The sequence below is a fragment of the Thioalkalivibrio sp. XN279 genome, assembly GCF_011089885.1.
In the GTDB taxonomy this organism is placed as follows: Bacteria; Pseudomonadota; Gammaproteobacteria; order Steroidobacterales; family XN24; genus XN24.
Window position 1 is genome coordinate 172,382 of sequence record NZ_JAANBD010000025.1, and the last position, 24,265, is coordinate 196,646.

The following is a 24,265-nucleotide window of genomic DNA, read 5'->3' on the forward strand; positions in this document are numbered from 1 at the left end:
AGGGCGGCCATGACCATGTCGAAAGCGCGCAAGCTCAAGTTCGAGATCTTCCGTTACAACCCGGAGGATCCGGCCTCGAAGCCGCGTATGGAGACCTTCGAGCTCCAGGAAACCCCTTTCATGTCGCTGTTCATCGCACTTAATAAGTTACGTGAGGAACAGGATCCAAGTCTCCAATTTGACTTCGTTTGCAGGTCGGCAGTCTGCGGTTCCTGCGGCATGATGGTGAACGGGCGACCGGCGCTGGCCTGCAAGACCCTGACGGCCCAGCTCGAGAGCACCATCCGGTTGCACCCGTTGCCGGCGTTCCGGCTGGTCGGCGACCTGTCGGTGGATACGGGCAGCTGGTTTCGCGGCATGACCGAGCGCGTGCAGGGCTGGATCGACGAAAAGGCGCCGTTTGATCCGAATGCACAGGAAGAGCGGATGGACGACGAGCTCGCCCAAGCGATTTACGAACGCGAGCGTTGCATCGAGTGCGGCTGCTGCGTGGCGTCCTGCGCCGTGGCCAACACCCGGCCGGCCTTCGTTGCGCCCGCCGGGCTGAATCGTGTCGCGCGCTTCATGATGGATCCGCGGGACCGGCGCAAGACGGGCGACTGGTTCGAGGTCTTCGCCAGTGACGAGGGCGTCTTCGGTTGCCTGGGCCTGATGGCCTGCCAGGACGTGTGCCCGAAAGAGCTGCCGCTGCGCGAGGTCTACGCTTACCTGCGCCGCAAGGCACTCACGGGCGTGTTGAGCAGGAAAGCCAAGCCCGTCTAGGGATCGCAGAGCCGGGAAAGTGTTTCACGGCAAGATGAGCCCTAAAGAAACACGCGTAACTAGCTGTTAAAACAAACGGAAACGTAATAGGGGATATTGTCGTGCCGGGTGAAATGGGCTCCCCATATCTATACGCGACTTAACATAATATACATTATGCGCAGTTGTTGACGTAGCCCCCCAAGCTGCGGCAAGCTCTCAGCGTCCATTGGCGCTTCCCTTCGGGATAGACGCCCCGACCGGCAAACAGGCGACTGGTCGAGAGCCCCGGGTGGACACCGGGCCCCAGCCGAGCGAAATGCCAGGCTTAAAAAGGGACCAAAGGTCCCGAGGGGAAGCGGGCCGAGTGGCAGCGCAGCTCTGCTACTTGATGGTAGAGCTATGCCCGAGGGTCGGGCCATGACGAATCCGACCCGCCTGAACATCTTCTACGGTACGCCCGCTCGCGTGGTGGCTGAATGGTGCGAGGTCCATCCGAACACGGCCTACCAGTACAAGCGCGGCGAACGCATCCCCAGTCCGCAGGCTCGCCGCCTGTTCCTGCTGCACCGTGACGGCCGTGTGCTCAATGACGCCTGGGCAGGCTGGCGCATTACCGCCGATCGCCTCATTGACCCGCAGGGTCAAGTCACGACGCAGGGCCAGCTCCGCGCCTATGTCCTCGTCTACCAGCTCGCCGCCGAGCTCGCTCGCCATGTCCCCGGGGCTCAGGAGCGGTTCTACAGCATCTTCCGGGAGGCCGTCTGATGGTGACCCTGACCACCCTCTCCGAAACCGTGTTCCGGCTCCTGCTGCGGTTACGCCTTCACCGGCTCGCCTCGAGCTGGGCGCACGCATCCGGCCTCGTGTGGCTCCGGTGCCAGGCTTTGAAGGGTGAGTCCCATGACTGACTCGCGCCGTCCATCGTCACCGCCGCGCGCCCAAGGTACGAAGGGCGCCGGCGTCCCCTGTCGCCACCCCCAGCGGCCTACCCCTACCCCCTGCACTTACCCCCGACCCCGGCGGCCTGGTCAGCCCTCTCTTGTGCGCGAAGCGCACGCCGAACGGCCTTTCCCTGTTGCGCAAATCCAGCCCCGAAGCTGCCCCGCGGCCCCCGCATTATCCGGACTGGATAGACCTGCCTCGCGTCATGTAGACTTAGCAGAAATTCCTTGCCAATCAGGTGACTCGATTCCCTGTCGTAACCCCAACGACGGGGGCTTTTCGGCTGCCCCAAGATATACATTATGCGCAGTGCGTCCGGTATGCGCCCGAGGCCCTGGCGTGTGGCTGGGACCTTCCAGGCAGTCCAGGTTTGATCAGTCCGCGACCTGGCGCCGCAGACTTTCGTACTCTTCCTTCAACCCGGCTTGGGCGGGTCCCGCGTCCAGGGCCATGCGGTAGAAGCGCAGCGCCGCTTCTGTCTTGCCTCGCTCCCTCGAGATCACGGCGAAGCCCCACAGCGCGTACTGGTTGCCCGGATCCAGCATCCACGCCTGATTGAAGCGCTTGATCGCAACGGTTTTGTTGTCCTGGTAGTAGAAGTTCCACCCCGTCCGTGCAAAATGCTCGGCCGCTGCGGCGCGGTCGCCCTGGAATCCGGGCAGTACCATTTCCAGGAACTTCTCGTCGGTGGTCTTCTGCCACGCCGTCTTCTCGTAGCCGCCGAACATCGGCAGCTCGTTGACCGGGACCCAGATGTCGGCTTCCCGGGACAGGCCTGCGGGCACGTTTTTCATCAGCGGCTCACGCCGCAGGCGCACGTCGTCAACGAAAAAGGTGATTGAGCCATCCGTTTGAAGCGCTGCAATCCCCCAGCCATGAACCGCAGAGAGACCCAGCCCGTCGTTCGGCGCGCCGTTCCAGATCTCCTTCCGGGCCATGATCTCGAGGGGAATGGACATCAGCCTCCAGCCGGAGAAGGCATCGGCGAACTCGTATGAATAGCGTTCGGCATCGTCCAAGACCGAGCACAGACGGCGGTTGTCGAGCACGTCGATGACCAGCCGCGTTCCACTGTCGTTGCCGTGGAACCAAAAGCTCAGTTCGAGCGCGCCGCTCCAGTCATAGCCGAGCCACTCGTCGACGGTTTCGTTAGCAAAGCGATGCAGGACACCCGCCCAGGTGTCGACCTCCAGCTCGAGTTTCAGCACGGAATTCCCCGGCCTCTCCCCGGGCACTGGAGGATGATCCGGAGTGGTGGAAATGCGCGCCCTGCTCCTGTCGCCGTTGAAGGTGGAGAAGCCCAGGGGGATGCCGTGGGGATCGAAGCCACTGGGGAGCCCGGTCTCAAAACCATCTATCAGGTCTGAGGCGGGCTGGGTGGGGATCCTGGTCGGCGCCGCTCCTGCGCAGGGTTCCACCCTCGCGAGCTGTTGCTTGAGGGCCTGCATGGCCACCCGGGTCGCGTTCTCGATCATGGCGTCCCTTGCGGCCTGGGACTCGCCGGCAACCAGCCCCGCCGCGGCGAACATCTGGTGGTGCTCGTTGAGAAGGAAGGAGAAGGCGTTCTCCCCTGCCGCGTTCACGACGTAGCACTGGATTCCGAACACCACGCGGTCATCCGGGACCAGGATTTCCAGGACCAGGCTGTATCCGGCATCCACGGGCGCCTCCGCCAGCTGCCCGGCGACGGTCGCCAGCCCGCCCTGGAAGATGTTCCATTGTGAGTCCGGCAACATTCGGCCCCGGTCGATGCGCTTGTGTGCTGCGATTGCCCGACCCGTCCCCTCCTCGTTCAGGAATGCGATCACCAGTTCCTGGGACTTGAAAGAATGGGCCGAACGCTCGGCGCGCCGGATAATGGTCGGATACACCGCGATGGTGGCTCCGCCCAGGTCGGCAAGAAACCGGGCCTCTGCGGGGGCTTCCGGACGAAAGCCCGGCTCGGGTGAGGTCGACTCGGCCTTGTGTGCGTTGCCCAGCGGCGATGCGAGCAGCAAGGCGACCAGCGCCAGGCCGGTAGCAACTTTCATGGCTTTCATGGCTCATCTCCAGGCCGCGGATTCCAGCAAGGCCGGGTGCGAGCCAGTGCCTGAACGGCGGGAGGCGTCGAAAAGGGCGTCCGGTCGTAACCAACCCTTGTTTTGGATATAGCAGACCCGGCCGCGATTGCCAGAACGAGCGGAGGCGATTCTTGACGTGGAATTGAGACCTGGTACAGGGTCTGTTGCTGCCGGACGTTATATGTTCGGATTCGAGCACTCAGGGGGGGATGTGTTGTGTGGCCTTTTTCCCGTTCCAGGGACCGGAAGAACAAGTCAGCCGGCCGGTCCGACAGCGCGCCGGCCAAAAAACCGCCGCGCTTCGACGCGGTCGAAGTCGTCCCCTCCGACTACGGCGCGTGCAATGCGGCCCGGGAACTCGCGGGCCAGCGATTCCTGAGTAATCGGATGCCCAAGTTGCCGTTGCCCGAATGCGACAAGTCGCAGTGCGAGTGTGGTTACCGGCACCACAAGGATCGCCGCACGGAGGTGCGTCGGGTCGCCGATATGGACGGTTCGGTGTTGCAGCTTGCGGATAACGAACAGGATCGCCGGGACTCCGCCCGGCGCGGACGGCGCCGCACGGACAACACGCCCGCCTGAACTTTGCTGGATGGGCGGATTGAGCTCCGCGCTCCGCCGGATCGTCCGTCGGACGCACTGAGCATGCATTGCGCCTGCAATGTGCCTGAAATATCCCTCCCCTATTCTCGATCGATGATCCCGGACCCTTACCCCGTTCCAGGCATGATCGGTCGACTTACCCCTCCCCTGGATCGCCAGGCGCAACTGCTGCGGCAGCTGCAGGACCTGCGGCAAGAGGTCGATGACGAAGCCCTGCGCATGGTCCAGGGATGGGAACAGCGCATCCGTCGCCCGGGATTCCGTGAACGCGCGCTCAACCTGGCCCATTACATCGTGCTGCGCCGACGGGACCTGAGACCATTGCAGGACGGGTTGACTCTTCTCGGGCTGTCTTCCCTGGGCAGGCTCGAAGGGCGGGTTCTCGCCAACCTGGATGCCGTCATCGCCGCATTGGCTGCAATCACCCGGGATCCCAGGCCGGAGCCATTCCCCTCGCCCGCCGAAATGTTTCATGGGCGCGACCTGGCGCGCCTGAACGCCGATGTGGCGTTTGGTCGGAGGCACGACGGCCGCCCGGTCCGCCTCATGGTGACGCTCCCCGTCGAGGTCGGGGATAGCCCGCGGCTGGCTGAGGAATTGCTCGACAGCGGTGCTGATCTCGTGCGCATCAATTGCGCGCACGACGCCCCGGCGCAGTGGCGCGCGATGCTCGACAACGTGCGGCGGGCGGCACGGGAAGCTGGGCGCGAGACACGCATTCTCATGGACCTCGCCGGGCCCAAGTGCCGCACGGGTGAAGTCCACGTGGCCAAGGGCCGCAAGCGACTGCATGCTGGCGACGAATTCCTCCTGCTGCGAGACGGTTTCGCGCCGCTGGCGCAGTTTCCCGTCCAGGTGAAGTGCACCTTGCCGAGCGTGTTCCAGGACCTCCGCTTCGGCGCCCGTGTCTGGCTGGACGAGGGCCGGCTCGGCGGCGTCGTGAAGGCGGTCATGGACGAGGGGGCGCTGGTGAGCGTGGAGTCTGCCCCGCCGCGTGGGCTGCGCCTGAAGCCCGACAAGGGGCTCAATTTCCCGGGCACCGATCTCGGCGTCGCGCCCCTTACGCCGAAGGATCTCGCTGACCTCGATTTCGTCGCCGCGGAAGCCGATCTCGTGGGCTATTCCTTTGTGCAGGACGCCGCGGACATTGCCCTGCTGCAGCGCGAACTCGAGCAGCGCGTGGGCGGGAGGAAGGCGCACGACATTGGCATCGTCGCCAAGATCGAGACCGCCAGGGCGGTGCGCAACCTGCCCGATATCATCGTGCAGGGCGCGGGAAGCCAGCCCTTCGCTATCATGATCGCGCGTGGTGACCTGGGCGTGGAAATCGGGTTCGCGCGCCTGGCCGAGATCCAAGAGGAGATCCTGTGGCTCTGCGAGGCGGCCTACGTGCCGGTGATCTGGGCGACCGGGGTGCTCAACGGGCTCATCAAGGAAGGCCAGGCCAACCGCGGCGAGATGACTGATGCCGCCATGTCGGCTCGCGCCGAGTGCGTGATGCTGAACAAGGGGCCGCACGTCCTGGAGGCGCTCCGGTGCCTGGACCAGCTTTTTGCCAGGATGGCAGAACACGTCGAGAAGAAAACCCCGCGGCTCCGGGCCCTGAAGTCCTGGTAGCCAGGACCGCCCGGTGCGGGCGCGGCTCGACTACAAGTCGAACTCGATGGTGTCGAAGCGGGTGGTGTCCTCGTGCCGGGCCTGGCGCCGGATGGCGTCCACGATGCTGCGCGAGTCCCAGCCGACCACTTCGGCGGCATGCCCCTTGAGGCGCGGATCCATGTTCTTGGGACCGAAGTGCTCCACGGCGACGATCGGCAGGTCCAGCATGCGCGCCGTGTCGATGGTGTAGCGGGCCCAGTCGTTGAAACGCTCCCAGGTGCCGGCCGGGCACACCACGCATTCCGCTTCCTTCAGGGCCTCACTGATCAGGGTGCGCCGCGCGGCGACCCCGTCTCCCTGCGGGCTCGGCGCATCCGGGTCCAGGACCACGCGGTAGAAGAAATTATCGGCGCTCTCGATGAACTCGAACAGGCGGGCATAGTCCTCATCACGGTGCCAGCCGTGGACGGCATAGAGCTTGATGGGGTTGTGTTCCGACATGACGCCCTCCTCGGCCTGCCCAGCTTTCACGGGATTTTACCCTATGCGCATAAGGATGGTGCTGCTCCGGGAGCACGGTCCCCCGGGGTTGGATAGAATTGCCTCTTGCGGTCATCGCCGAGCCTGCTCTGCCACACGTGAAATTCCTGCTATACAACATCCGTTACGCTGCCGGGACCGGCGCGCGCTTCCACCTGCCCGTCCCCGGGGCAGGTTACCTGCGCGGCAACCAGGGCAATCTCGACGCGATCACGACCTTCATCAAGGAACACAGTCCCGACGTGGTCGGCCTGATCGAGGTCGACACGGGCTCGATCCGCACCGGCATGGTGAACCAGGCCGAGGCCATAGCGCGCCAGCTCGGGCATTACAGCACCTACCAGTGCAAGTACGGCGAGAGCTCGATGAACACCCGGCTGCCCATCGTGCGCAAGCAGGCGAACGCCTTCCTGGCCGCGCCCCGGGTGTACGGTGAGCGCTTCCATTACTTCGATACCGGTATCAAGCGGCTGATCATCGAGCTCGAACTCGACGACGTCGCCATCTTCCTGGTGCACCTGTCGCTGAAATACCGGCATCGCCACTGGCAGCTGCGGCACCTGCATGACCTGGTCAAGGCGGCGTCCAAGCCGGTGATCGTGGCCGGCGACTTCAACACCTTCTGGGGCGAGAACGAGATGTACCTGTTCATGCAGGCCGCCGGCCTGCAGAGCGCTAACGAGGCGCGCCTGCCCTCCTATCCCAGCCATGCGCCGCGCAAGGAGCTGGATTTCATTCTCTACGGCGAGGGCCTGCGGCCGCGCAGCTTCGAGATCCCGCAGGTGCGCTTGTCGGATCACCTGCCGCTGATCTGCGAGTTCGATCCCGCCTGACGGTGTGTCGGCGCACGGTCGCGCTTTCGCCCCCGTCCGTCCCGCCCGACCGTCGCCGCCCGTGGCTTTGTTGCGGTGACGCATGGCTGCGCCTACCATTAAACAGTTGTTTCAATCGGGCCGAACATCTTGACCAGCCTGCTCGACTCCACGCGGGACCGCATCATCGTCGCAGCCGAGGAGCTGTTCGCGCGCACCGGCGTGGCGCGCACCTCGCTGCGCGCCATCACCGCCCTGGCGCGCGTGAACCTCGCTGCGGTGAATTACCATTTCGGTTCCAAGGAAGGCCTGGTCGACGAGGTTTACCGGCGGCGCCTGGAGCCCCTGAACAGGGCCCGGCTCGCCAACCTGGAAAAGCTCGAGAAAAGGCGCCGCAAGCCGACGCTGGAAGAGATTCTCGAGGCCTTCATGACCCCGGTCGCCAACCTGGCGCGGGACCCGGCCCAGGGCGGGCCGACAGTGATGCGGCTCCTGGGCCAGACCCATGCGGAAGCCGAGGCGCCCTACAAGTCCTGGTTCGCGGGCGAGTACAAGCGCGTGCTCGAGCGCTACCACGCGGCGCTGTGCCGCGCCCTCCCCGACCTGCCGCCCGAGGACGTCCGCTGGCGGCTGCAGTTCCTGGTCGGCGCCCTGACCTACCCGGTCGCGGAGCGCCAGCTGGTCGAGCTGGTGTCGGGGGAGTCCATGAGTCCCGACGACGTCATCCACGTGGTGCACCGCCTGATGCCTTTCGTGGCTGCAGGCTTCCGCGCCCCGGTCTCAGCATCCAAGCCCGTCCGCCGCCGCGTGCCGGCGCGGTCGACCCAACCCCGGAAACGCTAGGAGTAAATCATGGCCAAGACCCGCCACGCGACCCACGCGAGCCGCGCCTATGTGGTGGATGGCGCGAGAACGCCTTTTCTCAAGGCGCGCGGGCGCCCCGGGCCGTTCAGCGCCTCGGACCTCGCCGTCGCCGCCGGGCGCGCCTTGCTGGCGCGCCAGCCCATCGCCCCCGACCAGATCGACGAGGTCATCCTGGGCTGCGCCATGCCCAGTCCGGACGAATCGAACATCGGGCGCATCACCGCCCTGCGCCTGGGGTGTGGCAACAAGGTCCCGGGCTTCACGGTGATGCGCAACTGCGCCTCCGCCATGCAGGCCCTGGACTCCGCGGCCCGCAACATCTGGCTCGGTCGTGCGGACCTGGTGCTGGCCGGCGGCACCGAGGCCATGAGCCGCGCACCCGTGCTGTTCAATGACGACATGGTGAACTGGCTGTCCGACCTGGCACGGGCCAAGTCGCCGGTCGACAAGGCGGTACAGATGACCCGCCTGCGGCCGAAGCATTTCGCCCCGGTGATCGCCCTCATCAAGGGCCTGACCGACCCGGTGGTGGGCCTGAACATGGGCCAGACCTGCGAAGTCATCTCCCACCGCTTCGGCATCAGCCGCAAGGAGATGGACAAGTTCGCGGCGCGCAGCCACCAGAGGCTTGCTGCCGCCTTCGACGAGGGGCGCATGGACGAGGTGGTGGCCGTGTACGACGCCGCCGGTCGCGCCCACGAGGAGGATGACGGGCTGCGGCGCGACAGCACCGAAGAGAAGCTGGCCACCCTGAAGCCTTTCTTCGACCGCAAGGTCGGCCAGGTCACGGCCGGGAACAGTTCCCAGATCACCGACGGCGCGGCGTTGTTGCTGCTGGCCAGCGAGGCCGCCGTCAAGAAGTACGGCCTCGAAGTGCTCGGTGTCATCGAGGACTGCGAGTGGGCTGCACTGGACCCGGCCGAAATGGGCCTGGGCCCGGCGCACGCCTCGGCGCCGCTGCTGCAGCGTCACGGGCTCGGCCGCGACGACATCGATCACTGGGAGATCAACGAGGCGTTTGCCGGCCAGGTCTTGGCCTGCCTTGCTGCGCTCGACGACGAGGATTATTGCCGCAACGTGCTGGAGCTCGAGGGCGCGTTCGGGCGCATCGACGAGGACAAGCTGAACATCGACGGCGGCGCCATCGCGGCCGGGCACCCGGTCGGCGCCAGCGGTGCGCGCATCGTCCTGCACGCCCTCAAGGTCCTCGAGCGCCAGGGCGGTGGCACCGCCGTGGCCACCCTTTGCATTGGCGGCGGCCAGGGCGGCGCCATGCTGCTGAAGAGCAAGCCGGAGTAGCCTCATGAACGACACTCTCAAGAACTGGACACTGCGCCGCGACGATGACGGCATCGCCTGGCTCTGCTTCGACAAGGCGGACGCCTCCACCAACGTCCTGTCGCGCGACGTCATGGTCGAGCTCAATACCATGCTCGAGGCGATCGAAAAGGACCTGCCCAAGGCGGTGGTGGTCACGTCGGGCAAGAAATCCGGCTTCGTCGCCGGCGCCGACATCAAGGAATTCACCGGCCTCAAGGACTCTGAGCAGGCCTACGAGATGGTGCGCGCCGGCCAGCAGGTGCTGGATCGCCTCGAAGCCCTGAAGTGCCCCACCATCGCGCTGATCAACGGCTTCGCCCTCGGCGGCGGCCTCGAACTGGCACTGGCCTGCCGTTATCGCATCATCAATGACGACCCGAAGACGGTGATCGGGCTGCCCGAGGTGAAGCTGGGCATCCACCCGGGCTTCGGCGGCACCGTGCGCTCCGTGCAGCTGGCAGGCCCGCTCAAGGCCATGGACATGATGCTGACGGGCAAGAACATCCGCCCGAAGCCAGCCCGCGCCATGGGCCTGGTCGACCAGGTCGTGCCGGCGCGCCATCTCGAGCGCGCCGCGCGCATGATGGCGCTCAAGCCACCCAGGCCGCGCCAGCTGCCGCTGCAGGACAAGCTCATGAACCTCGGCCCGGCGCGCAACGTGCTCGCCGGCGTGCTGGAGAAGCAGGTCGCCAAGAAGGCCCGCCGCGATCACTACCCCGCCCCCTACGCCATCATCGACCTGTGGAAACGCTACGGCGACAAGCCGGCGCTGATGATGGAGAAAGAGGCGCGCTCGATCGCCGAGCTGTTCTGCACCGACACCTCGCGCAACCTGGTGCGAGTCTTCCTCCTGCAGGACAAGCTGAAGGCGCTGGGCGGCAAGACACGACACCAGTTCAAGCACGTGCACGTGGTCGGCGCCGGCGTGATGGGCGGCGACATCGCCGTGTGGTGCGCCTTGCGCGGCATGACGGTGACCCTGCAGGACCGTGAGCCGAAGTACATCGCGCCGGTGATCAAGCGGGCCGCCAAGCTGTACCAGAAGAAGCTGCGCGAACCGCGCCTGGTGCAGGCGGCGCTGGACCGGCTGATGCCGGACGTCGAGGGCCGCGGCGTGGCCGGCGCGGACGTCGTCATCGAGGCGATCTTCGAGGACGCCGAGGCGAAGAAAGCGCTGTTCCGCGACCTCGAGCCGCGCATGAAGCCGGATGCGGTGTTGGCCACCAATACCTCCAGCATCCGCCTCGAGGACCTGCAGGATGCGCTCGACAAGCCGGGCCGCCTGATCGGGCTGCACTTCTTCAATCCCGTGGCGATGATGCCGCTGGTGGAGGTGATCCACACCCCGGACACGCCCCAGGCCGAGATCGACAAGGGCATCGCGTTCGCGCGCAAGATCGACAAGCTGCCCCTGCCCTGCCTCAGTTCGCCTGGCTTCGTGGTGAACCGGGTGCTGATGCCGTACATGATGGAGGCGCTGCTGGCCGGCGAAGACGGCGTGCCGATGCCGCTCATCGACTCTGCGGCGAAGCGCTTCGGCATGCCGATGGGGCCGGTGGAGCTGGCCGACACCGTGGGCCTCGACGTGGCGCTGCACGTGGCCAAGATCCTCGGCGCAGCCTACGGCATCCCGGTACCGGACCGCCTCGTCGAGATGGTGGACAAGAAGCGCCTGGGGCGGAAGACGGGCCGCGGCTTCTACGAGTGGAAGGACGGCAAGGCCGTGAAGCCGCAGGTCAAGGACGCCACGCCGCCCCAGGACCTCGCCGACCGGCTGGTGCTGCCGATGGTGAACGAGTGCGTGGCCGTGTGGCGCGACGGCGTGGTGACGGATCTCGACCTGCTGGATGCGGGCGTCATCTTCGGCACCGGCTTTGCGCCGTTCCGCGGCGGCCCGATCAACTTCGCGCGCGCGCGCGGCGTCGCCGATGTCGTCGAATCGCTGCAACGGCTGGAAGAGCGCTACGGTGAGCGCTTCGCCCCCGACCCGGGGTGGAAGGACTTGCCGCGCTAGGCCCTATTTGCGAACTGGAACACAGCCGGGCACCTGCCTGATCGTGTGATATTCTTGGCACCGGCGCGGCTCCTGGCCGCGCCGGTGGCCAGTGCGGCCAGGAAACAAAACAACAGGGAGCAGCAATCCCGCTATGCCCGACAAGTCTCTCGAAGTTGAAGCACTGAAGGCTTTCTCCCCTCTCGACGGGCTGAAGGCGGAGAACCTCCGTGCCCTTTCCGAGAAGACCAAGGTGCAGGAGATTCCCGGTGGGCGCTTCCTGTTCCGCAAGGGCGATACGGACCGCCGCACCATCTACGTCATTTCCGGTGAAGTGGAGTTGCGCGACGGCGATCGCGTCCTGTCGGTGATCGAGGGCGGGACGCACGACGCCCGCAGCCCGTTGTCGCCGGGGCTGCCGCGCCGAGCCAGCGCCCGGGCGCGTAGCCGCGTCGAGTACATCGCCATCGATTCGGACCTGCTCGACGTGATGCTGACCTGGGACCAGACCGGCACCTACGAGGTGAGCGAATTACGCATCGGCAGCCTGCCCGAAAGCGACGACTGGATGACGACGCTGCTGCAGACCAAGGCCTTCCACCGTATTCCTGCGGCGAATATCCAGGCCATTTTCATGCGCATGCAGCAGGTCAATTTCAAGGCCGGCGATGTCGTGATCAAGCAGGGCGACGAAGGCGACTATTTTTACGTCATCACCGACGGCCGCTGCGCCGTGACGCGCGAGACGCCGCTGAACAGGGACGGCATCAAGCTGGCCGACCTGGGGCCGGGCGACACTTTCGGCGAAGAAGCCCTCATCTCCCACGCCAAGCGCAACGCCACCGTCACCATGGTGACGGACGGTTCGCTGATGCGCCTGGGCCAGGATGATTTCAACACGCTGATGAACGAACCCATGTTGCAGTGGGTCGATTTCGAGGAAGCCTCGCGCATCGTCGCCAACGGCGGCCAGTGGGTCGACGTGCGCCTGCCCTCCGAGTTCGAGAGCTACCACCAGGACGGCGCGATCAACATCCCGCTGTACTTCATCCGCCTCAAGTTGAAGACCCTGGATCCGTCGAAGCCGTACGTGGTGTGCTGCGATACCGGCCGGCGCAGCAGTGCCGCCGCGTACATCCTCAGCGAGCGGGGCCTGGACGCCCACGTGCTGCGGGGCGGCCTGACCATGGCGGACATCGAAGGCCGCTAGGACAGGCATCCCCCGCAGGGACCAAGCTCATGATCCAGATGATTTCTGCCTTTGCGGCGCCGCTCGTGACAGCCCAGATGCAGGATTGCGAGGCGCTCAACCAGGAACTGCGCGAGCTGTTCATGGCGCGTGCCGCCGAGGGCGACAAGTATCGCAACAAGACGCCCTTCGTGGATCGCAACGACGCGCTCTACGAGAGCAATTTCCGCCTGTTCGACTGGCCGCACGACTGCATCCGCAAGCTGCGGGATTTCTGCTGGGCCGCGCTGTATAGCACCGTCGGCGAACTCAACGGTTACGACCAGGCATTCCTGGCCCGGCTGCAGGTTGCGTACGAGGCGTGGTTTCACCTGACGCGGCGCGGCGGCTTCTTCGCCGCCCACAATCACCCGCTGCACAGCTGGTCCGGCGTCTATTGTGTCTGTCATCACGGCGACGACCCCGAGTCTGACAGCGGCAAGCTGACCTTCATCAACCCCTTCTCCACCAACACCATGTACATCGACATGGGGTCGGCGAAGCTGAAGCCGCCTTTCGGCGGTGGGCATCGCAAGATCCGGCTGCAGCCGGGACAGCTGGTCATGTTTCCGTCGTGGATGCTGCACGAGGTGCTGCCCTACGATGGCGATGACGTGCGCATCACCGTCGCTTTCAACGCGCGTTTCCGGCTGGCGGGCGCCGAGCGGCCGGACGAGCCGCTGGGCTGAACCGGCTACATGGTGTGCGTGGGCTTGTCGCCGCCGAGTGCGCCGGCCAGGTAAGTCTCGATACGGCGCTGGGTGCTGCCGCGGTCCTGCTCGCTGAACTGGACGCCGATCCCCGCCGTGCGCTTGCCCTGCGCGCCCTTGGGCGTCACCCAGATGACTTTACCGGCCACCGGGATCTTTTCGTCCTCTCCCATCAGGTTGAGCAGCATGAAGACCTCGTCGCCGAGGCGGTAGCTGCTGCTCGTGGGGATGAAGAGGCCGCCGTTCTTCACGTAGGGCATGTACGCCAGGTACAAGGCGCTCTTGTCCTTGATCGTGAGGGTCAGAAGGCCGGGTTTGTTTGTAGTCATTACCTTACCGGTCGCCAAGGAAGCCCTGCGCCGCATCCCCCCGGATCGAGGCCAGCTGATCCGCCCAGGGCAGCAGCAGGTTCTCCATCACCATTTGCGGGTTGAAAACCCCGTCGCTGCGCACCATGGCCGAACGCACCTCGTCGCGGTAGCGGAACAGGCGTTGCAAGGGTATTCGCTCCAGCGCCTTTTGCAAAGTCCGCGCTGATTCGGCGTCTCCCGCCGGCCCTTCACCCAGCGTCTTGAGGCGCACCAGCGCTGCGGTCCAGACGTCGAGCCAGCGCAGGGTCACGGGCACGGGGCGGCGGGCCCACTCCGCAGCCACCTCGAGCGGCTCGCGCCGGCCGCCGAGGATGCCCAGCAGGTCCTTCCGGCAGCGCATATCGAGTTCGTCGGCGCCCTCGTCCGCGAGCAGCAGCGCCATCAGCGGCGCGCCCCCTGCCAGGTCGAGCAGCGGTTCCCAGTTGCCGTCCCTGCCGCGCGGCGCCAGCCACTGCAGCGCTTCCGCGCGCGGCGGCGACGAGATCCGGATGCGCTGGCAGCGGCTGGCAATGGTGGCCGGCAGCGTGTCCATCCGGCTGCGCACCAGCAGCAGCAGCGTACGGGGCGTCGGTTCCTCGAGTGTCTTCAGCAGCGCGTTGGCCGCGTTCGGATTGAGCGTCTCTGCCGGCCAGATCACTGCAACCTTCCAGCCGCCGCCGTGGCTCGTCATGGCGAGCTCGGCGCACGTCTCGCGTACCTGGTGAACCGCAATCTGCTTCTTCTGCTTGCCTTCGTCATCCGTTTCCAGCGTCACCCAGGTCAGGTCCGGGTGCTGCAGCGGGATGGGCGGGTCCTCTGCAGGCCATGGCGCGCCGAGCACGCGCGCGGCCATGCGAAACGCGAGGTGCAGCTTGCCCAGCCCCTGCAGGCCCTCGATCAGGTAGGCATGGGACAGGCGGTCATGCTCGAGCGCGGCCGAGAACGCGTTCCAGGCGTCTTCATGCCATGGAAAGTCAAGTTTTGACATTGGCTTGCAAGTATTCGTTAATGTGCGTTCTTATCTGCGCCTGGACCTGTTCCAGCGGCGCCTCGGCGTCGATGATGCGGAAGCGGGCCGGTTCGGCCGCAGCGCGCGCCAGGTAGCCCTCGCGCACCCGGCGGAAGAAATCCAGCCGCTCCTGCTCGAAGCGGTCTGCCGCACCCCGGGCCCCGGCGCGCGCCATGCCGATCGCGGGATCCGCGTCCAGCAGCAAGGTCAGGTCGGGGCGCAGCTCGCCCTGTACCTGGGTTTCGAGCCAGCGCACCGGCGCATCCCCCAGCCCGCGTCCCGCGCCCTGGTAAGCATAGCTGGCGTCCGTGAAGCGGTCGCACAGCACCCATTTCCCGGCCGCCAGGGCAGGACGGATGAGCCCGTCCACGTGCAGCGCGCGCGCGGCAAAAATCAGCAGCAGTTCCGCCAACGGCGAAATCGCCTCACCCGACGGCGCGACGATCACCTGGCGCACGCGCTCGGCCAGCGGAGTGCCGCCGGGCTCGCGAGTCAGTTGCAGGTCGATGCCGGCGTCTTCCAGCAGTCCGGCCACGAAACCTACGTTCGTGCTCTTGCCTACGCCCTCGCCGCCCTCGAGCGTGATGAAACGGCCGCGTCTCACCGTGCCGGCGTTCTCCATCACTTGCTGTTTCTCCGTTCGCGCAAGGTGGCAAGATACCGGGCCACGGCGCGGTTGTGTTCCTCGAGGGTGGTGGAGAAGTAATGACTGCCGTCCGGGCGCCCCGTGGCGACGAAGTAGAGGGCCTTGCCGTCGGCGGGATTCACTGCGGCTGCAAGCGCCCCCCGGCCCGGCATGGCAATCGGCGTCGGCGGCAGGCCATGGCGCGTGTAGGTGTTGTAGGGCGTGTCGGCGCGCAGGTCGGCGCGGCGCAGGTCGCCGTCGAATTCAGGACCCAGGCCGTAAATCACGGTGGGGTCGGTCTGCAGGCGCATGCCGCGCTCCAGGCGGCGCGCGAAGACCCCGGCGATTTCCCGCCGCTCGTCCGCGAGCCCGGTCTCCTTCTCGATGATCGAGGCCAGCACCAGCGCCTCGTAAGGCGACTCCAGCGGCAGGTCATCCGCGCGCGCCGCCCAGGTTTCCGCCAGCGCCCGTTCCATGGCCGCATGCGCCATGCGCAGCAGCTCGAGTTCCGTGGTGCCGCGCGGGAACCGATACGTCTCCGGCAGGAACCAGCCCTCGGGGTGCATGCCGGGCTTGCCCAGCCGTGCCATGAGCTCCGCGTCCGGGACCTCGGCAAGCTGCAGCGCAATGGCCTCGTGGCCCGCGAGGGCCGCCCGCAGCTGGCGGAAATTCCAGCCCTCGACGATGGTGAGGGCGTGCAGCACGACTTCCCCGGAAACGAGGCGTGCCATCGCCTCGCGCGCAGTGCCATGCGCGGGGAAACGGTACTCGCCGGCGCGCACCTTGCCGGCCTGGCCGCTCGCGCGACCGTACCACTCGAACAGCAGCGCATGCTCGATCACCCCGGCGTCTTCAAGGCGCCGGGCGATGCGGGACAGGGACGCGCCCGCCGGTATCTCGACGACCACGGCCGCGGCAGCCGGCCCGGGCTGGTCGAGCGAGCGCCAGGCCCACCAGCCGGCCGCACCCGCCGCCAGCGTGCCGAGCACCAGCAGCGCGAGCAGTACTTTCATCACGCGAGCCATGTGACACCGTGCGCTGCCAGCAGCGCGCGCATCCGCGCCAGCAGCGCCGATTCGGGCAGCGGCCTGCCGTCGAGCCGCTTCACGCCCCGCACTCCGGCCACCGCGTTGCAGACCACCATCTCCTCGATCTCATGCAGCGCATCATAACGGAGCGGCGCCTCGCATCCGGCCTCCCCGGCTGCTGCCAGGGCTTCCAGCAGCAGTGTGCGCATCACGCCGTCCACTGCCAGCATGCTGGCCGGCGGCGTCTCCAGCCGGCCGGCGCGGCGCCAGAAGACATGATGGCGGGTGCCTTCCGCCACGAACCCGTGGGCATCCAGCATCAGTCCCTCGCCCCAGCCGGCAGCCGTCGCTTCCCGTGCCGCCAGGACCTGCTCCAGCCGGCCGAGGTGCTTGAGGCCGTCAAGCGCCGGGCTCCGGCCGAGGCGTGTGCGACACACCCCGACCTCGAGCGGGTGTCCCAGCGCGGCGGGCAGCGGGTGGCTCGAGAGGATGCGGCGCCCCGTCGCCTGCGGATCCGGCACATAGCCGCGACCGCCGTCGCCGCGCGTGAGCACGATCTTCAATACGCCATCGCCGCCTCCGGCCGCTGCCAGCCGCTCGATCTCCATGCGCAGCACCTGGTCCCCGGGCCAGGGCAAACCGAGCCTCTCTGCCCCTGCGCGCAAGCGCGCCAGGTGCCGTTGCAGCAGCGGCACGGCGCCGGCATGCAGGCGCATGGTCTCGAACAGCCCGTCGGCGTAATTCAGGCCGCGGTCGGATGCCGGGACGAGATCGCAGGCCTGCCCGTCGACGAGAATCATCCGCCCGGCTCCAGCGCGAGCAGGAGTCCCTTGGCCTTGGCGCGCGTCTCTGCCAGTTCGAGCTCCGGGATCGAGTCGTAGACGATGCCGGCGCCGGCGCGGAAGCGCAGCTCGTCGGGACCGAGCTCCATGGTGCGGATGAGGATGTTGAGATCCAGCGAGCCGTCCAGTCCCAGCCAGCCCATGGACCCGGTGTAGGCGCCGCGTGGCGCCGCCTCGAGTTCATGGATGATCTCCATGCAGCGCACCTTGGGACAGCCGGTGATGGTGCCGCCCGGGAACACGGCGCGGATGGCCGCGCCCGGGCCGATGCCCTCCTCCAGCCGGCCACGCACGTTGGAGACGATGTGGTGCACATGGGCGTAGCTCTCCAGCACCATCATCTCGTTGACTTCCACGGTGCCGGGTTGGCAGATGCGGCCGAGATCGTTGCGCTCGAGGTCGATGAGCATGACGTGCTCCGCCCGCTCTTTGGGATGTGCGATCAGCTCCTGCTCCAGTGCGGAGTCATCTGCGGCGCTCTGCCCGCGCGGACGCGTGCCGGCGATCGGGCGCGTTTCCACCCAGCCGTCGCGGATGCTGATCAGGCGCTCCGGAGAGGAGCTGATCACCGCGTGCGCGTCCCAGCACGCCAGCCCGGCGAAGGAGCCCGGATTGCTGCGCCGCAGCTGCGCATACAGCGCGGCGGGATCGACAGGCGCAGTCAAGGGCACGCGCCAGGCGCGGGACAGGTTGGCCTGGAAGATGTCGCCCCGGATGATGTACTCGCGCGCCCTGGCCACGGCCGCCAGGAAACGCGCGGGCGCTTCCTCCTCCGGGGCGGCGTCCAGCCCCTGGAACAGCGGCGGGGAGAGTCTGCGGGCCTGCTCCAGGTCCGCCTCGACCTGCGCCAGCATCGCGCTGTCGGTCGCGCTGAGGGTGCATGCGCCATCGCGGCGGTTGCGCAGGATGACCACGTCGCAGCGTACCGCCAGGGCGATCGGCAGGTGGCGCGGCCGTTGCAGGCGCAGGCTGGGCTCCACCTGCGCGGCGAGTTCGTAACCCAGGAAAACAAACCAGCCGCCGGCCACGGGTCCTGGAGGCGGTACGGCCGGTCCTCGCGCCGCGGCATGCCAGCGGTCCAGGGCGCGAAGAAAATCGTCGTCAGGACCTGCACCGGGCCCTGCGAGCCGGCCCGCGCCGTCCAGGACCAGCGATTCGCCCGGCCATCCCAGGAGCATGTCGCAGCGGCCCTGGGGCGTGCCGCTGGCGGCGCTCTCGAGCAGGAATGGATAACGCGCAGGGTTGACCCGGTGCAGCGCCAGCAGGTCGCCCAAGTCGTGCAGCTGCACTGTGAGCGGCGCAGCGCGGTGCGCGGATGAGAGCATGGACGCCCGGCGCTCCGGCCGGTCCCTAGTCCAGCGCCCGGAACAGGAGGCTGCCGTTGGTGCCGCCGAACCCGAAGGAGTTGGACAGCGCCAGCCGGACCCGCGCCTCGCGCGCCGTGTTCGGCACGTAGTCCAGGTCGCACTCCGGGTCGGGCGTATCCAGGTTGATGGTCGGCGGCAGCACGCCGTCGCGCATGGCCAGCAGGCAGAACACCGCTTCGACCCCGCCGGCAGCGCCGAGCAGGTGGCCGGTCATGGACTTGGTCGAGCTCACGGCCACGCCGGATGCGTGGGTGCCGAAGGCCCGCTTGATGGCCGTGGTCTCGGCCTTGTCCCCCAGCGGTGTCGAGGTGCCGTGGGCATTGATGTAGTCCACCTCGTCCGGGTTGACGCCCGCGTCGTGCAAGGCGTTCAGCATGCAGCGGCGGGCGCCGTCGCCGTCCTCGGGCGGTGCCGTGATGTGATGGGCGTCGGCGCTCATGCCGAAGCCGACCAGCTCGCCGTAGATCTGCGCTCCGCGCGTGCGGGCATGCTCGTATTCTTCCAGCACCACGCAGCCGGCGCCGTCCCCCAGCACGAAGCCGTCGCGGTCACGGTCCCAGGGCCGGCTGGCCCGCACGGGGTCGTCATTGCGCGTGGAGAGCGCCCGGGCCGAGCAGAAGCCTCCCAGTCCGAGGGCCGTGGTCGCCATCTCGGCGCCGCCGGCCACCATCACGTCGGCGTCGCCGTACTGGATGCAGCGGGCGGCCACGCCGATGCTGTGCGTGGCAGTGGTGCAGGCGGTGACCAGCGACAGGTTCGGACCGGTCATGCCGTACTGGATCGAGACGTGCCCGGAAATCATGTTGATGATGCTGCCGGGAATGAAGAACGGAGAGATCTTGCGCGGCGACTCCTCGGCGTCGAGGAAGGCGCGGAAATTGCGTTCGATGGTCTCGATGCCGCCGATGCCGGCGCCGACGGCGACGCCGATGCGATGGGCGTTGCCCTCCGTGACCTCGATGCCGGCGTCCTCTATGGCCTGGCGCGATGCCGCAAAGCCGTAGTGCATGAACGCGTCCATCTTGCGCGCGTCCTTGGGCGGCAGGTAGTCGTCCGCGTCAAAGCCCGCGACCGCGCCGCCGAAGCGCGTGCTGAAGCGGCTGGCGTCGAACCGGGTGATCGGCCCGATGCCGCTGCGCCCCGCCAGGATGTTCTCCCACGCGGTGGTTACGCTGCTGCCCACGGGCGAAACGATACCCAGGCCGGTGACGACGACGCGGCGCCTGCTCAAGCGGTTACCTCCGGCATTGCTGCACGGCGACAGGAGAAGCGGCGCCCCTGCGCGGGGCGCCCGGGTCGCCGGCTCAGTTGGAGCGGGCCTTGATGTAGTCGATGGCCTGCTGCACGGTCGTGATCTTCTCGGCTTCCTCGTCCGGAATCTCGCACTCGAAGGCCTCTTCGAGCGCCATCACGAGTTCGACGGTATCCAGCGAGTCTGCGCCCAGGTCGTCCACGAAAGAGGCGTCGTTCGTCACTTCTTCTTCTTTGACGCCAAGCTGTTCGGCGACGATGTTCTTTACCTGTTCCTCGATGCTGCTCATCTCGTCATGGTCCTCGTTGCTGGCGGCAGGATCATCCCGGCGTCCCCATGACCCGGACTGCACCGCGCGCCGTATTGTATTGGAATGTATCGGGTCGTTCTACACGCCAGCGGCCCCGGGCTCAAGCCATGTACATGCCGCCGTTGACGTTGATGACCTCCCCGGTGATATAGCTCGCCCCGGCGGAACAGAGGAAAAGCACGGTCTGCGCGATGTCTTCCACGGCGCCGAGGCGCTCCAGCGGGATCTGTTTTTCGAGCGCGCTGCGCTGCTCTGCCGACAGCGTTGCGGTCATGTCGGTGGCAATGAAACCCGGCGCCACAGCGTTCACCGTGATGCCGCGAGATCCCACCTCGCGGGCCAGGGAGCGCGTGAAGCCGACCAGGCCGGCCTTTGCGGCGCAGTAGTTGGCCTGCCCCGGGTTGCCCATGAGTCCGACCACCGAGCCGATGTTCACGATGCGGCCGCGGCGCGCCTTCATCATGCCGCGCAGGCAAGCCCGGCTGGTGCGGTAGATGCCGGTGAGATCAGTGTCGATGACCTGCTGCCAGTCCTCGATCTTCATGCGCAGCAACAGGCCGTCCCGGGTGATCCCGGCGTTGTTGACCAGCAGGGTCACGGCACCCTCGGCAGCAGATATGTCCGCCAGGGCCTGTTCCACGCTGTCGTCGCTCGCCACGTCGAGCTTGATGCCGCGGCCGGCGATACCGGCCTCGGCCAGCGTCGCGCTGATGGCCTGTGCCCCCCTGTCGGAAGTGGCCGTGCCGACGACCGTCGCGCCCGCACCGCCAAGCGCGAGCGCGATGGCACGGCCGATGCCGCGGGACGCACCGGTCACCAGGGCCACTTCGTTGTTCAGGTCATGCATGCTGCGCTCCTCCGGTCGCTTCCAGTGCCGTCGCCAGTGTATCCGCGTCTTCGACCGGAAGCGCGTCGAGTGCGCGGTCGATACGCCGCGCCAGGCCGCACAGGACCCTGCCCGGGCCGTACTCGACCATGGTCGTCGCGCCGGCCCGTTGCATCGCCAGCACGCATTCCACCCAGCGCACCGGGCTGTGGACCTGGCGCGCCAGCGCGTGCCGGATCTCGTCGGGCGCCGTGCGCGGGGTGGCATCGATGTTGTGGTACACCGGCACGACCGGGGGCCTGATCTCGATACCCGATAGCGCTTCCTGCAGCTGCGCGCCGACCGGGTCCATGAGGGCGCAATGCACCGGCACGCTCACTGGCAGGGACATGGCGCGTCGTGCGCCAGCGGCCCGCGCATGCTCGATCGCGCGCGCCACGGCCGCGGCATCGCCGGCAATGACGACCTGGCCCGGGGCATTGAAATTCACCGCCTCGACCACGCCGCCCTCGGCGGCCGCAGCCTCACAGGCTGTGCGCACGGCATCGTCGTCCAGGCCCAGCACCGCGGCGACGGCGCCTGCCCCGGCAGGGACGGCCTCCTGCATCCTGCGGCCGCGCAGCTGGACGATGCGCAACGCATCGGCGAACTCCATGGCGCCGGCGCAAACCAGCGCGGTGTACTCGCCCAGGCTGTGCCCGGCCATGGCGGCGGCCATCCTGCCGCCGTGCGCCTGCCATGCACGCCACGCAGCGACACCCGCCGCCAGCATTGCGGGCTGGGTGATTTCCGTCTGGTTGAGGCGTTCGGCGGGGCCGTCGCGCAGCAGGGCGGCCAGGTCGTAACCGAGTGCTTCGCTCGCCTCTGCCAACGCGGCGGCCGCTGCCGGCTCCGCTGCCAGCAGCCCGGCCAGCATGCCCACGGATTGCGATCCCTGGCCGGGAAATACGGCGGCGATGGACATGGCTGAAACTCCTTCCTCTCGGGGCGGTCATTATAGTCAGACCCGCGGCCTACTGCGGCCGGCCACAGGCGAGACCTGCCGGGCCGTTCTGATATCATCCACTCCATTCCACTGAAGGCGGCCGGGCCCCGGCCCGGCGCCTGCAATTCGAGGCCAAGCAATGTCCCTTAGCAACACAATATCGAGTGCCGTTCGCACCGGGCCCGGCGGGCTCCGCCAGGGCGGCTTCACGCTCATCGAGATCATGGTCGTGGTCGTGATCCTCGGCATTCTCGCCGCGATCGTCGCGCCCAACGTCATCAGCCGCATCGACGATGCCTCGATCAATCGCGCCAAGCAGGACATCCGCGGTATCGAGAGCGCGCTCAAGCTCTACTACATGGACAACTCGCGCTACCCCACCACGGACCAGGGACTGGAAGCGCTGACGACGCGCCCCAACGACCCCTCGCTGCGCAACTGGCGCGGTCCTTACCTCGACAAGCTGCCGCGGGATCCTTGGAACAACACGTACCGGTACCTGTACCCGGGCCGCAACGGCGAGTTCGATGTCTTCACCTACGGAGCCGACAACCAGCCGGGCGGCGAAGGCATTAATGCAGAAATCGGCAACTGGTCTGTCTACTGAGCCGCTTTCGCGGCCCGGCCGCGCGTCGGGCTTTTCGCTCATCGAGCTGCTGGTCGTCATCGTCATCCTGGCGATCACGGCCGCCATGGTCGTGCTCGGCACCGCGACGCTGAAGGCCGGGGACCCGGCTGAGACCGAGTCACGCCGCCTCGCCGCGTTGCTGCAGTTCGTCGCCGAAGAAGCCCTGGTGCAGGGCCGCGACTACGGCGTCGAGTTTTTTCCTGACGGCTACCGTTTTTTGTCCTGGGACCCGGATTCCCGCTTGTGGTCGGTAGTGGAGGACGAGGCGGCGCTGCGCCGACGCACCCTGCCGCCGGGACTCGAGCTGGTATTGGCGGTGGACGGGCGTGAGGTCGTCGTGGAACCAGAGGGACGGCGCCGGCAGGCCGATGCTGAGTCCCTTGCGCCCCAGGTGGCGATCTTTTCCAGCGGTGAGCTGACCCCCTTCGAACTTTTCCTGGTGCAAGACTTCGCTGCGGACGCGTGGTTGCTGCGCGGCCAGGTGGACGGCGAGGTGGCCTTGCTCTCGCCTGAGGAAACGCGATGAGACGCGGCCGCGGCTTCACGTTGCTCGAGGTCATGGTGGCGCTCGCCATCGTCTCCATTGGGCTGATCGCCGCTTTCAACGCCGTGATCCAGATGGCCCACTCCACGACCACGCTGCGGGAACGCGCCTTCGCCGACTGGATCGCCATGAACCAGCTGACCGAGCTGCGCGTGACCGGAGAATTTCCGGACGTCGGCCGCTTCGACGGTGATGTCGAGTTCGCGGGCCGTGAATGGCGCTGGGAGGCCAGCGTGTCGGAGACCGGGGTGGAGGACCTGCGTCGCGTCGACATCTCCGTCGCCTACATCGAGCGGCCGGAGGACCTGGTGACCCTCCTGACCGGATTCATCGGTCGCGACAGCGGACCGGCGGCGCTGATCGACTGGTGGGGCGCAACGGACGCCGAGGCGGCGCCGCCGGGCGGGGAAGGGACCGAGGAAGTCGAGCCGGAGCCGGCGAATCCTCCGCCCCCGACGCCCGATGAAAACGAGGAAGACGAATGAGGCGCGCGCGCGGTTTCACCTTGCTGGAGGTGCTGATCGCGGTGGCCGTCTTTGCCGTGGTCGGCGTCATGGCTTACGGCGGCCTCCAGGCCGTGCTTGCCCAGCAGGCCATCGCGCGCGACAACGCGGATCGCTTTCGCGAAATCCAGTTTGCCGTGCAGCAGGTCAGCCGCGACCTCCTCCAGCTGAACCCGCGCCCCGTGCGCGAGCCCCTGGGCGACGGTTATCGTGCCGCGCTCTACTCCGATCCGCGTGGCGAGGTGCTGCTCGAGTTCACGCGCGGCGGCTGGACCAATCCTCTCGGCCAGCCGCGTGCCGCCGTGCAACGCGTCTCCTACGTCCTGGAGGAGGACCTGCTGCTGCGACGACACTGGTTCGTACCCGACCAGACGCTGGGCGTGGATCCGGTGGAACGCGAGGTGCTCAGTGGCGTGCAGGAGGTGCGGCTGCGCTTCTTCGGTCCCGGCGGCTGGAGCGAGGAATGGCCGGCCGGCGGCACCGGTGCCGATCCGTCGCTGCGACCACTCGCGATCGAGGTCACGCTGGAACTCGAGGACTGGGGCGAGATCCGCCGCCTGCTCGAGGTCCCGAACTGAAAT

The 24,265-nt window shown here is 67.3% G+C and carries 26 protein-coding genes; 14 read left to right on the plus strand and 12 right to left on the minus strand.

What is annotated here, in order from left to right; translation table 11 throughout:
* The first annotated feature begins 9 nt into the window (after positions 1-9).
* Both G8346_RS05580 and G8346_RS05585 read left to right on the plus strand, forming a co-directional pair.
* Complete coding sequence (locus G8346_RS05580) at positions 10-762, plus strand: fumarate reductase iron-sulfur subunit (protein WP_206202601.1); 753 nt, start codon at positions 10-12, stop codon at positions 760-762.
* 399 nt (positions 763-1,161) lie between these two features.
* Positions 1,162-1,509 (plus strand): DUF3653 domain-containing protein, encoded by a 348-nt coding sequence (locus G8346_RS05585; RefSeq protein WP_166049024.1) that lies wholly within the window; start codon positions 1,162-1,164, stop codon positions 1,507-1,509.
* A 551-nt stretch (positions 1,510-2,060) separates the two neighbouring features.
* Here the strand turns inward: G8346_RS05585 and G8346_RS05590 are convergent.
* Positions 2,061-3,725 carry a carbohydrate binding domain-containing protein gene (locus G8346_RS05590; RefSeq protein WP_166049026.1) on the minus strand — a complete coding sequence of 555 codons (1,665 nt, stop codon included), beginning with the start codon at positions 3,723-3,725 and terminating at the stop codon, positions 2,061-2,063.
* 237 nt (positions 3,726-3,962) lie between these two features.
* Between G8346_RS05590 and G8346_RS05595 the strand changes: the two genes are divergently transcribed.
* Together G8346_RS05595 and G8346_RS05600 are read left to right on the plus strand one after the other, a co-directional pair.
* On the plus strand, positions 3,963-4,328 hold the full coding sequence (locus G8346_RS05595; protein ID WP_166049027.1) for a hypothetical protein: 366 nt from the start codon (positions 3,963-3,965) through the stop codon (positions 4,326-4,328).
* Positions 4,329-4,391: 63 nt separating this feature from the next.
* Positions 4,392-5,966: a pyruvate kinase gene (locus G8346_RS05600; protein WP_240901314.1), complete on the plus strand. Its 1,575-nt coding sequence runs from the start codon at positions 4,392-4,394 to the stop codon at positions 5,964-5,966.
* Between the two features lie 30 nt (positions 5,967-5,996).
* Here G8346_RS05600 and G8346_RS05605 read toward each other — a convergent pair whose 3' ends face one another.
* The gene (locus tag G8346_RS05605) at positions 5,997-6,449 is read right to left on the minus strand and encodes a hypothetical protein (RefSeq protein ID WP_166049029.1); all 453 of its coding nucleotides are present in this window, start codon (positions 6,447-6,449) and stop codon (positions 5,997-5,999) included.
* Between the two features lie 137 nt (positions 6,450-6,586).
* On the opposite strand from G8346_RS05605, the gene G8346_RS05610 reads away from it, so the two are divergent.
* The 6 genes from G8346_RS05610 (at position 6,587) to G8346_RS05635 (ending at position 13,394) form a co-directional block, all read left to right on the plus strand.
* Positions 6,587-7,321, plus strand: coding sequence for an endonuclease/exonuclease/phosphatase family protein (locus G8346_RS05610; RefSeq protein WP_166049031.1), 735 nt, complete (start codon positions 6,587-6,589; stop codon positions 7,319-7,321).
* Between the two features lie 129 nt (positions 7,322-7,450).
* Positions 7,451-8,143, plus strand: a complete 693-nt coding sequence (locus G8346_RS05615; protein ID WP_166049032.1) for a TetR/AcrR family transcriptional regulator — start codon at positions 7,451-7,453, stop codon at positions 8,141-8,143.
* Between the two features lie 9 nt (positions 8,144-8,152).
* A complete protein-coding gene (locus G8346_RS05620) occupies positions 8,153-9,463 on the plus strand; it encodes an acetyl-CoA C-acetyltransferase (protein ID WP_166049034.1) in 1,311 nt (436 codons plus the stop codon).
* Positions 9,464-9,467: 4 nt separating this feature from the next.
* Positions 9,468-11,498: a 3-hydroxyacyl-CoA dehydrogenase NAD-binding domain-containing protein gene (locus G8346_RS05625; protein WP_166049036.1), complete on the plus strand. Its 2,031-nt coding sequence runs from the start codon at positions 9,468-9,470 to the stop codon at positions 11,496-11,498.
* 133 nt (positions 11,499-11,631) lie between these two features.
* The gene (locus G8346_RS05630; protein ID WP_166049038.1) at positions 11,632-12,687 is read left to right on the plus strand and encodes a cyclic nucleotide-binding domain-containing protein; all 1,056 of its coding nucleotides are present in this window, start codon (positions 11,632-11,634) and stop codon (positions 12,685-12,687) included.
* A gap of 29 nt (positions 12,688-12,716) precedes the next feature.
* On the plus strand, positions 12,717-13,394 hold the full coding sequence (locus tag G8346_RS05635; RefSeq protein ID WP_166049039.1) for a putative 2OG-Fe(II) oxygenase: 678 nt from the start codon (positions 12,717-12,719) through the stop codon (positions 13,392-13,394).
* Between the two features lie 5 nt (positions 13,395-13,399).
* Here G8346_RS05635 and G8346_RS05640 read toward each other — a convergent pair whose 3' ends face one another.
* From G8346_RS05640 to fabD, 10 genes are all read right to left on the minus strand, one after another.
* The gene (locus tag G8346_RS05640) at positions 13,400-13,744 is read right to left on the minus strand and encodes a PilZ domain-containing protein (protein ID WP_166049041.1); all 345 of its coding nucleotides are present in this window, start codon (positions 13,742-13,744) and stop codon (positions 13,400-13,402) included.
* A gap of 4 nt (positions 13,745-13,748) precedes the next feature.
* Complete coding sequence (locus G8346_RS05645) at positions 13,749-14,753, minus strand: hypothetical protein (RefSeq protein WP_166049045.1); 1,005 nt, start codon at positions 14,751-14,753, stop codon at positions 13,749-13,751.
* Positions 14,740-15,396: a dTMP kinase gene (gene tmk / locus G8346_RS05650; protein WP_166049537.1), complete on the minus strand. Its 657-nt coding sequence runs from the start codon at positions 15,394-15,396 to the stop codon at positions 14,740-14,742. The genes G8346_RS05645 and tmk overlap by 14 nt, the downstream gene beginning before the upstream one ends.
* A complete protein-coding gene (gene mltG, locus G8346_RS05655) occupies positions 15,396-16,412 on the minus strand; it encodes an endolytic transglycosylase MltG (RefSeq protein ID WP_240901315.1) in 1,017 nt (338 codons plus the stop codon). Before mltG ends, tmk begins: the two co-directional genes overlap by 1 nt.
* Positions 16,412-17,227, minus strand: coding sequence for an aminodeoxychorismate lyase (gene pabC, locus G8346_RS05660; protein ID WP_166049049.1), 816 nt, complete (start codon positions 17,225-17,227; stop codon positions 16,412-16,414). Before pabC ends, mltG begins: the two co-directional genes overlap by 1 nt.
* On the minus strand, positions 17,224-18,594 hold the full coding sequence (locus tag G8346_RS05665) for an aminodeoxychorismate synthase component I (RefSeq protein WP_166049051.1): 1,371 nt from the start codon (positions 18,592-18,594) through the stop codon (positions 17,224-17,226). Before G8346_RS05665 ends, pabC begins: the two co-directional genes overlap by 4 nt.
* Positions 18,595-18,619: 25 nt before the next feature.
* On the minus strand, positions 18,620-19,867 hold the full coding sequence (gene fabF / locus G8346_RS05670) for a beta-ketoacyl-ACP synthase II (RefSeq protein WP_166049053.1): 1,248 nt from the start codon (positions 19,865-19,867) through the stop codon (positions 18,620-18,622).
* Positions 19,868-19,940: 73 nt separating this feature from the next.
* Positions 19,941-20,177, minus strand: a complete 237-nt coding sequence (gene acpP / locus G8346_RS05675; RefSeq protein ID WP_165281833.1) for an acyl carrier protein — start codon at positions 20,175-20,177, stop codon at positions 19,941-19,943.
* A 121-nt stretch (positions 20,178-20,298) separates the two neighbouring features.
* A complete protein-coding gene (gene fabG, locus G8346_RS05680) occupies positions 20,299-21,045 on the minus strand; it encodes a 3-oxoacyl-ACP reductase FabG (RefSeq protein ID WP_166049054.1) in 747 nt (248 codons plus the stop codon).
* Positions 21,038-21,988: an ACP S-malonyltransferase gene (fabD, locus tag G8346_RS05685; RefSeq protein WP_166049056.1), complete on the minus strand. Its 951-nt coding sequence runs from the start codon at positions 21,986-21,988 to the stop codon at positions 21,038-21,040. Before fabD ends, fabG begins: the two co-directional genes overlap by 8 nt.
* Before the next feature lie 160 nt (positions 21,989-22,148).
* On the opposite strand from fabD, the gene gspG reads away from it, so the two are divergent.
* Genes gspG through gspJ form a run of 4 tightly spaced genes read left to right on the plus strand, consistent with a single transcriptional unit; the run spans position 22,149 to position 24,262 of the window.
* On the plus strand, positions 22,149-22,616 hold the full coding sequence (gene gspG / locus G8346_RS05690; RefSeq protein ID WP_166049058.1) for a type II secretion system major pseudopilin GspG: 468 nt from the start codon (positions 22,149-22,151) through the stop codon (positions 22,614-22,616).
* Positions 22,585-23,163 carry a type II secretion system minor pseudopilin GspH gene (gene gspH / locus G8346_RS05695; protein ID WP_166049060.1) on the plus strand — a complete coding sequence of 193 codons (579 nt, stop codon included), beginning with the start codon at positions 22,585-22,587 and terminating at the stop codon, positions 23,161-23,163. Before gspG ends, gspH begins: the two co-directional genes overlap by 32 nt.
* Complete coding sequence (gene gspI / locus G8346_RS05700) at positions 23,160-23,666, plus strand: type II secretion system minor pseudopilin GspI (RefSeq protein ID WP_166049062.1); 507 nt, start codon at positions 23,160-23,162, stop codon at positions 23,664-23,666. Before gspH ends, gspI begins: the two co-directional genes overlap by 4 nt.
* On the plus strand, positions 23,663-24,262 hold the full coding sequence (gene gspJ / locus G8346_RS05705; RefSeq protein WP_166049064.1) for a type II secretion system minor pseudopilin GspJ: 600 nt from the start codon (positions 23,663-23,665) through the stop codon (positions 24,260-24,262). Before gspI ends, gspJ begins: the two co-directional genes overlap by 4 nt.
* The last annotated feature ends 3 nt before the right edge of the window (positions 24,263-24,265 follow it).

Bases quoted from the DNA above. Each gene is read 5' to 3' on its own strand.
- G8346_RS05580 (WP_206202601.1), top strand. From the start codon at position 10: ATGACCATGTCGAAAGCGCGCAAGCTCAAGTTCGAGATCTTCCGTTAC.
- G8346_RS05585 (WP_166049024.1), top strand. From the start codon at position 1,162: ATGACGAATCCGACCCGCCTGAACATCTTCTACGGTACGCCCGCTCGC.
- G8346_RS05590 (WP_166049026.1), bottom strand. From the start codon at position 3,725: ATGAAAGCCATGAAAGTTGCTACCGGCCTGGCGCTGGTCGCCTTGCTG.
- G8346_RS05600 (WP_240901314.1), top strand. From the start codon at position 4,392: ATGCATTGCGCCTGCAATGTGCCTGAAATATCCCTCCCCTATTCTCGA.
- G8346_RS05605 (WP_166049029.1), bottom strand. From the start codon at position 6,449: ATGTCGGAACACAACCCCATCAAGCTCTATGCCGTCCACGGCTGGCAC.
- G8346_RS05620 (WP_166049034.1), top strand. From the start codon at position 8,153: ATGGCCAAGACCCGCCACGCGACCCACGCGAGCCGCGCCTATGTGGTG.
- G8346_RS05625 (WP_166049036.1), top strand. From the start codon at position 9,468: ATGAACGACACTCTCAAGAACTGGACACTGCGCCGCGACGATGACGGC.
- G8346_RS05630 (WP_166049038.1), top strand. From the start codon at position 11,632: ATGCCCGACAAGTCTCTCGAAGTTGAAGCACTGAAGGCTTTCTCCCCT.
- G8346_RS05635 (WP_166049039.1), top strand. From the start codon at position 12,717: ATGATCCAGATGATTTCTGCCTTTGCGGCGCCGCTCGTGACAGCCCAG.
- G8346_RS05640 (WP_166049041.1), bottom strand. From the start codon at position 13,744: ATGACTACAAACAAACCCGGCCTTCTGACCCTCACGATCAAGGACAAG.
- G8346_RS05645 (WP_166049045.1), bottom strand. From the start codon at position 14,753: ATGTCAAAACTTGACTTTCCATGGCATGAAGACGCCTGGAACGCGTTC.
- tmk (WP_166049537.1), bottom strand. From the start codon at position 15,396: ATGGAGAACGCCGGCACGGTGAGACGCGGCCGTTTCATCACGCTCGAG.
- mltG (WP_240901315.1), bottom strand. From the start codon at position 16,412: ATGAAAGTACTGCTCGCGCTGCTGGTGCTCGGCACGCTGGCGGCGGGT.
- pabC (WP_166049049.1), bottom strand. From the start codon at position 17,227: ATGATTCTCGTCGACGGGCAGGCCTGCGATCTCGTCCCGGCATCCGAC.
- G8346_RS05665 (WP_166049051.1), bottom strand. From the start codon at position 18,594: ATGCTCTCATCCGCGCACCGCGCTGCGCCGCTCACAGTGCAGCTGCAC.
- acpP (WP_165281833.1), bottom strand. From the start codon at position 20,177: ATGAGCAGCATCGAGGAACAGGTAAAGAACATCGTCGCCGAACAGCTT.
- fabG (WP_166049054.1), bottom strand. From the start codon at position 21,045: ATGCATGACCTGAACAACGAAGTGGCCCTGGTGACCGGTGCGTCCCGC.
- fabD (WP_166049056.1), bottom strand. From the start codon at position 21,988: ATGTCCATCGCCGCCGTATTTCCCGGCCAGGGATCGCAATCCGTGGGC.
- gspG (WP_166049058.1), top strand. From the start codon at position 22,149: ATGTCCCTTAGCAACACAATATCGAGTGCCGTTCGCACCGGGCCCGGC.
- gspH (WP_166049060.1), top strand. From the start codon at position 22,585: ATGCAGAAATCGGCAACTGGTCTGTCTACTGAGCCGCTTTCGCGGCCC.
- gspI (WP_166049062.1), top strand. From the start codon at position 23,160: ATGAGACGCGGCCGCGGCTTCACGTTGCTCGAGGTCATGGTGGCGCTC.
- gspJ (WP_166049064.1), top strand. From the start codon at position 23,663: ATGAGGCGCGCGCGCGGTTTCACCTTGCTGGAGGTGCTGATCGCGGTG.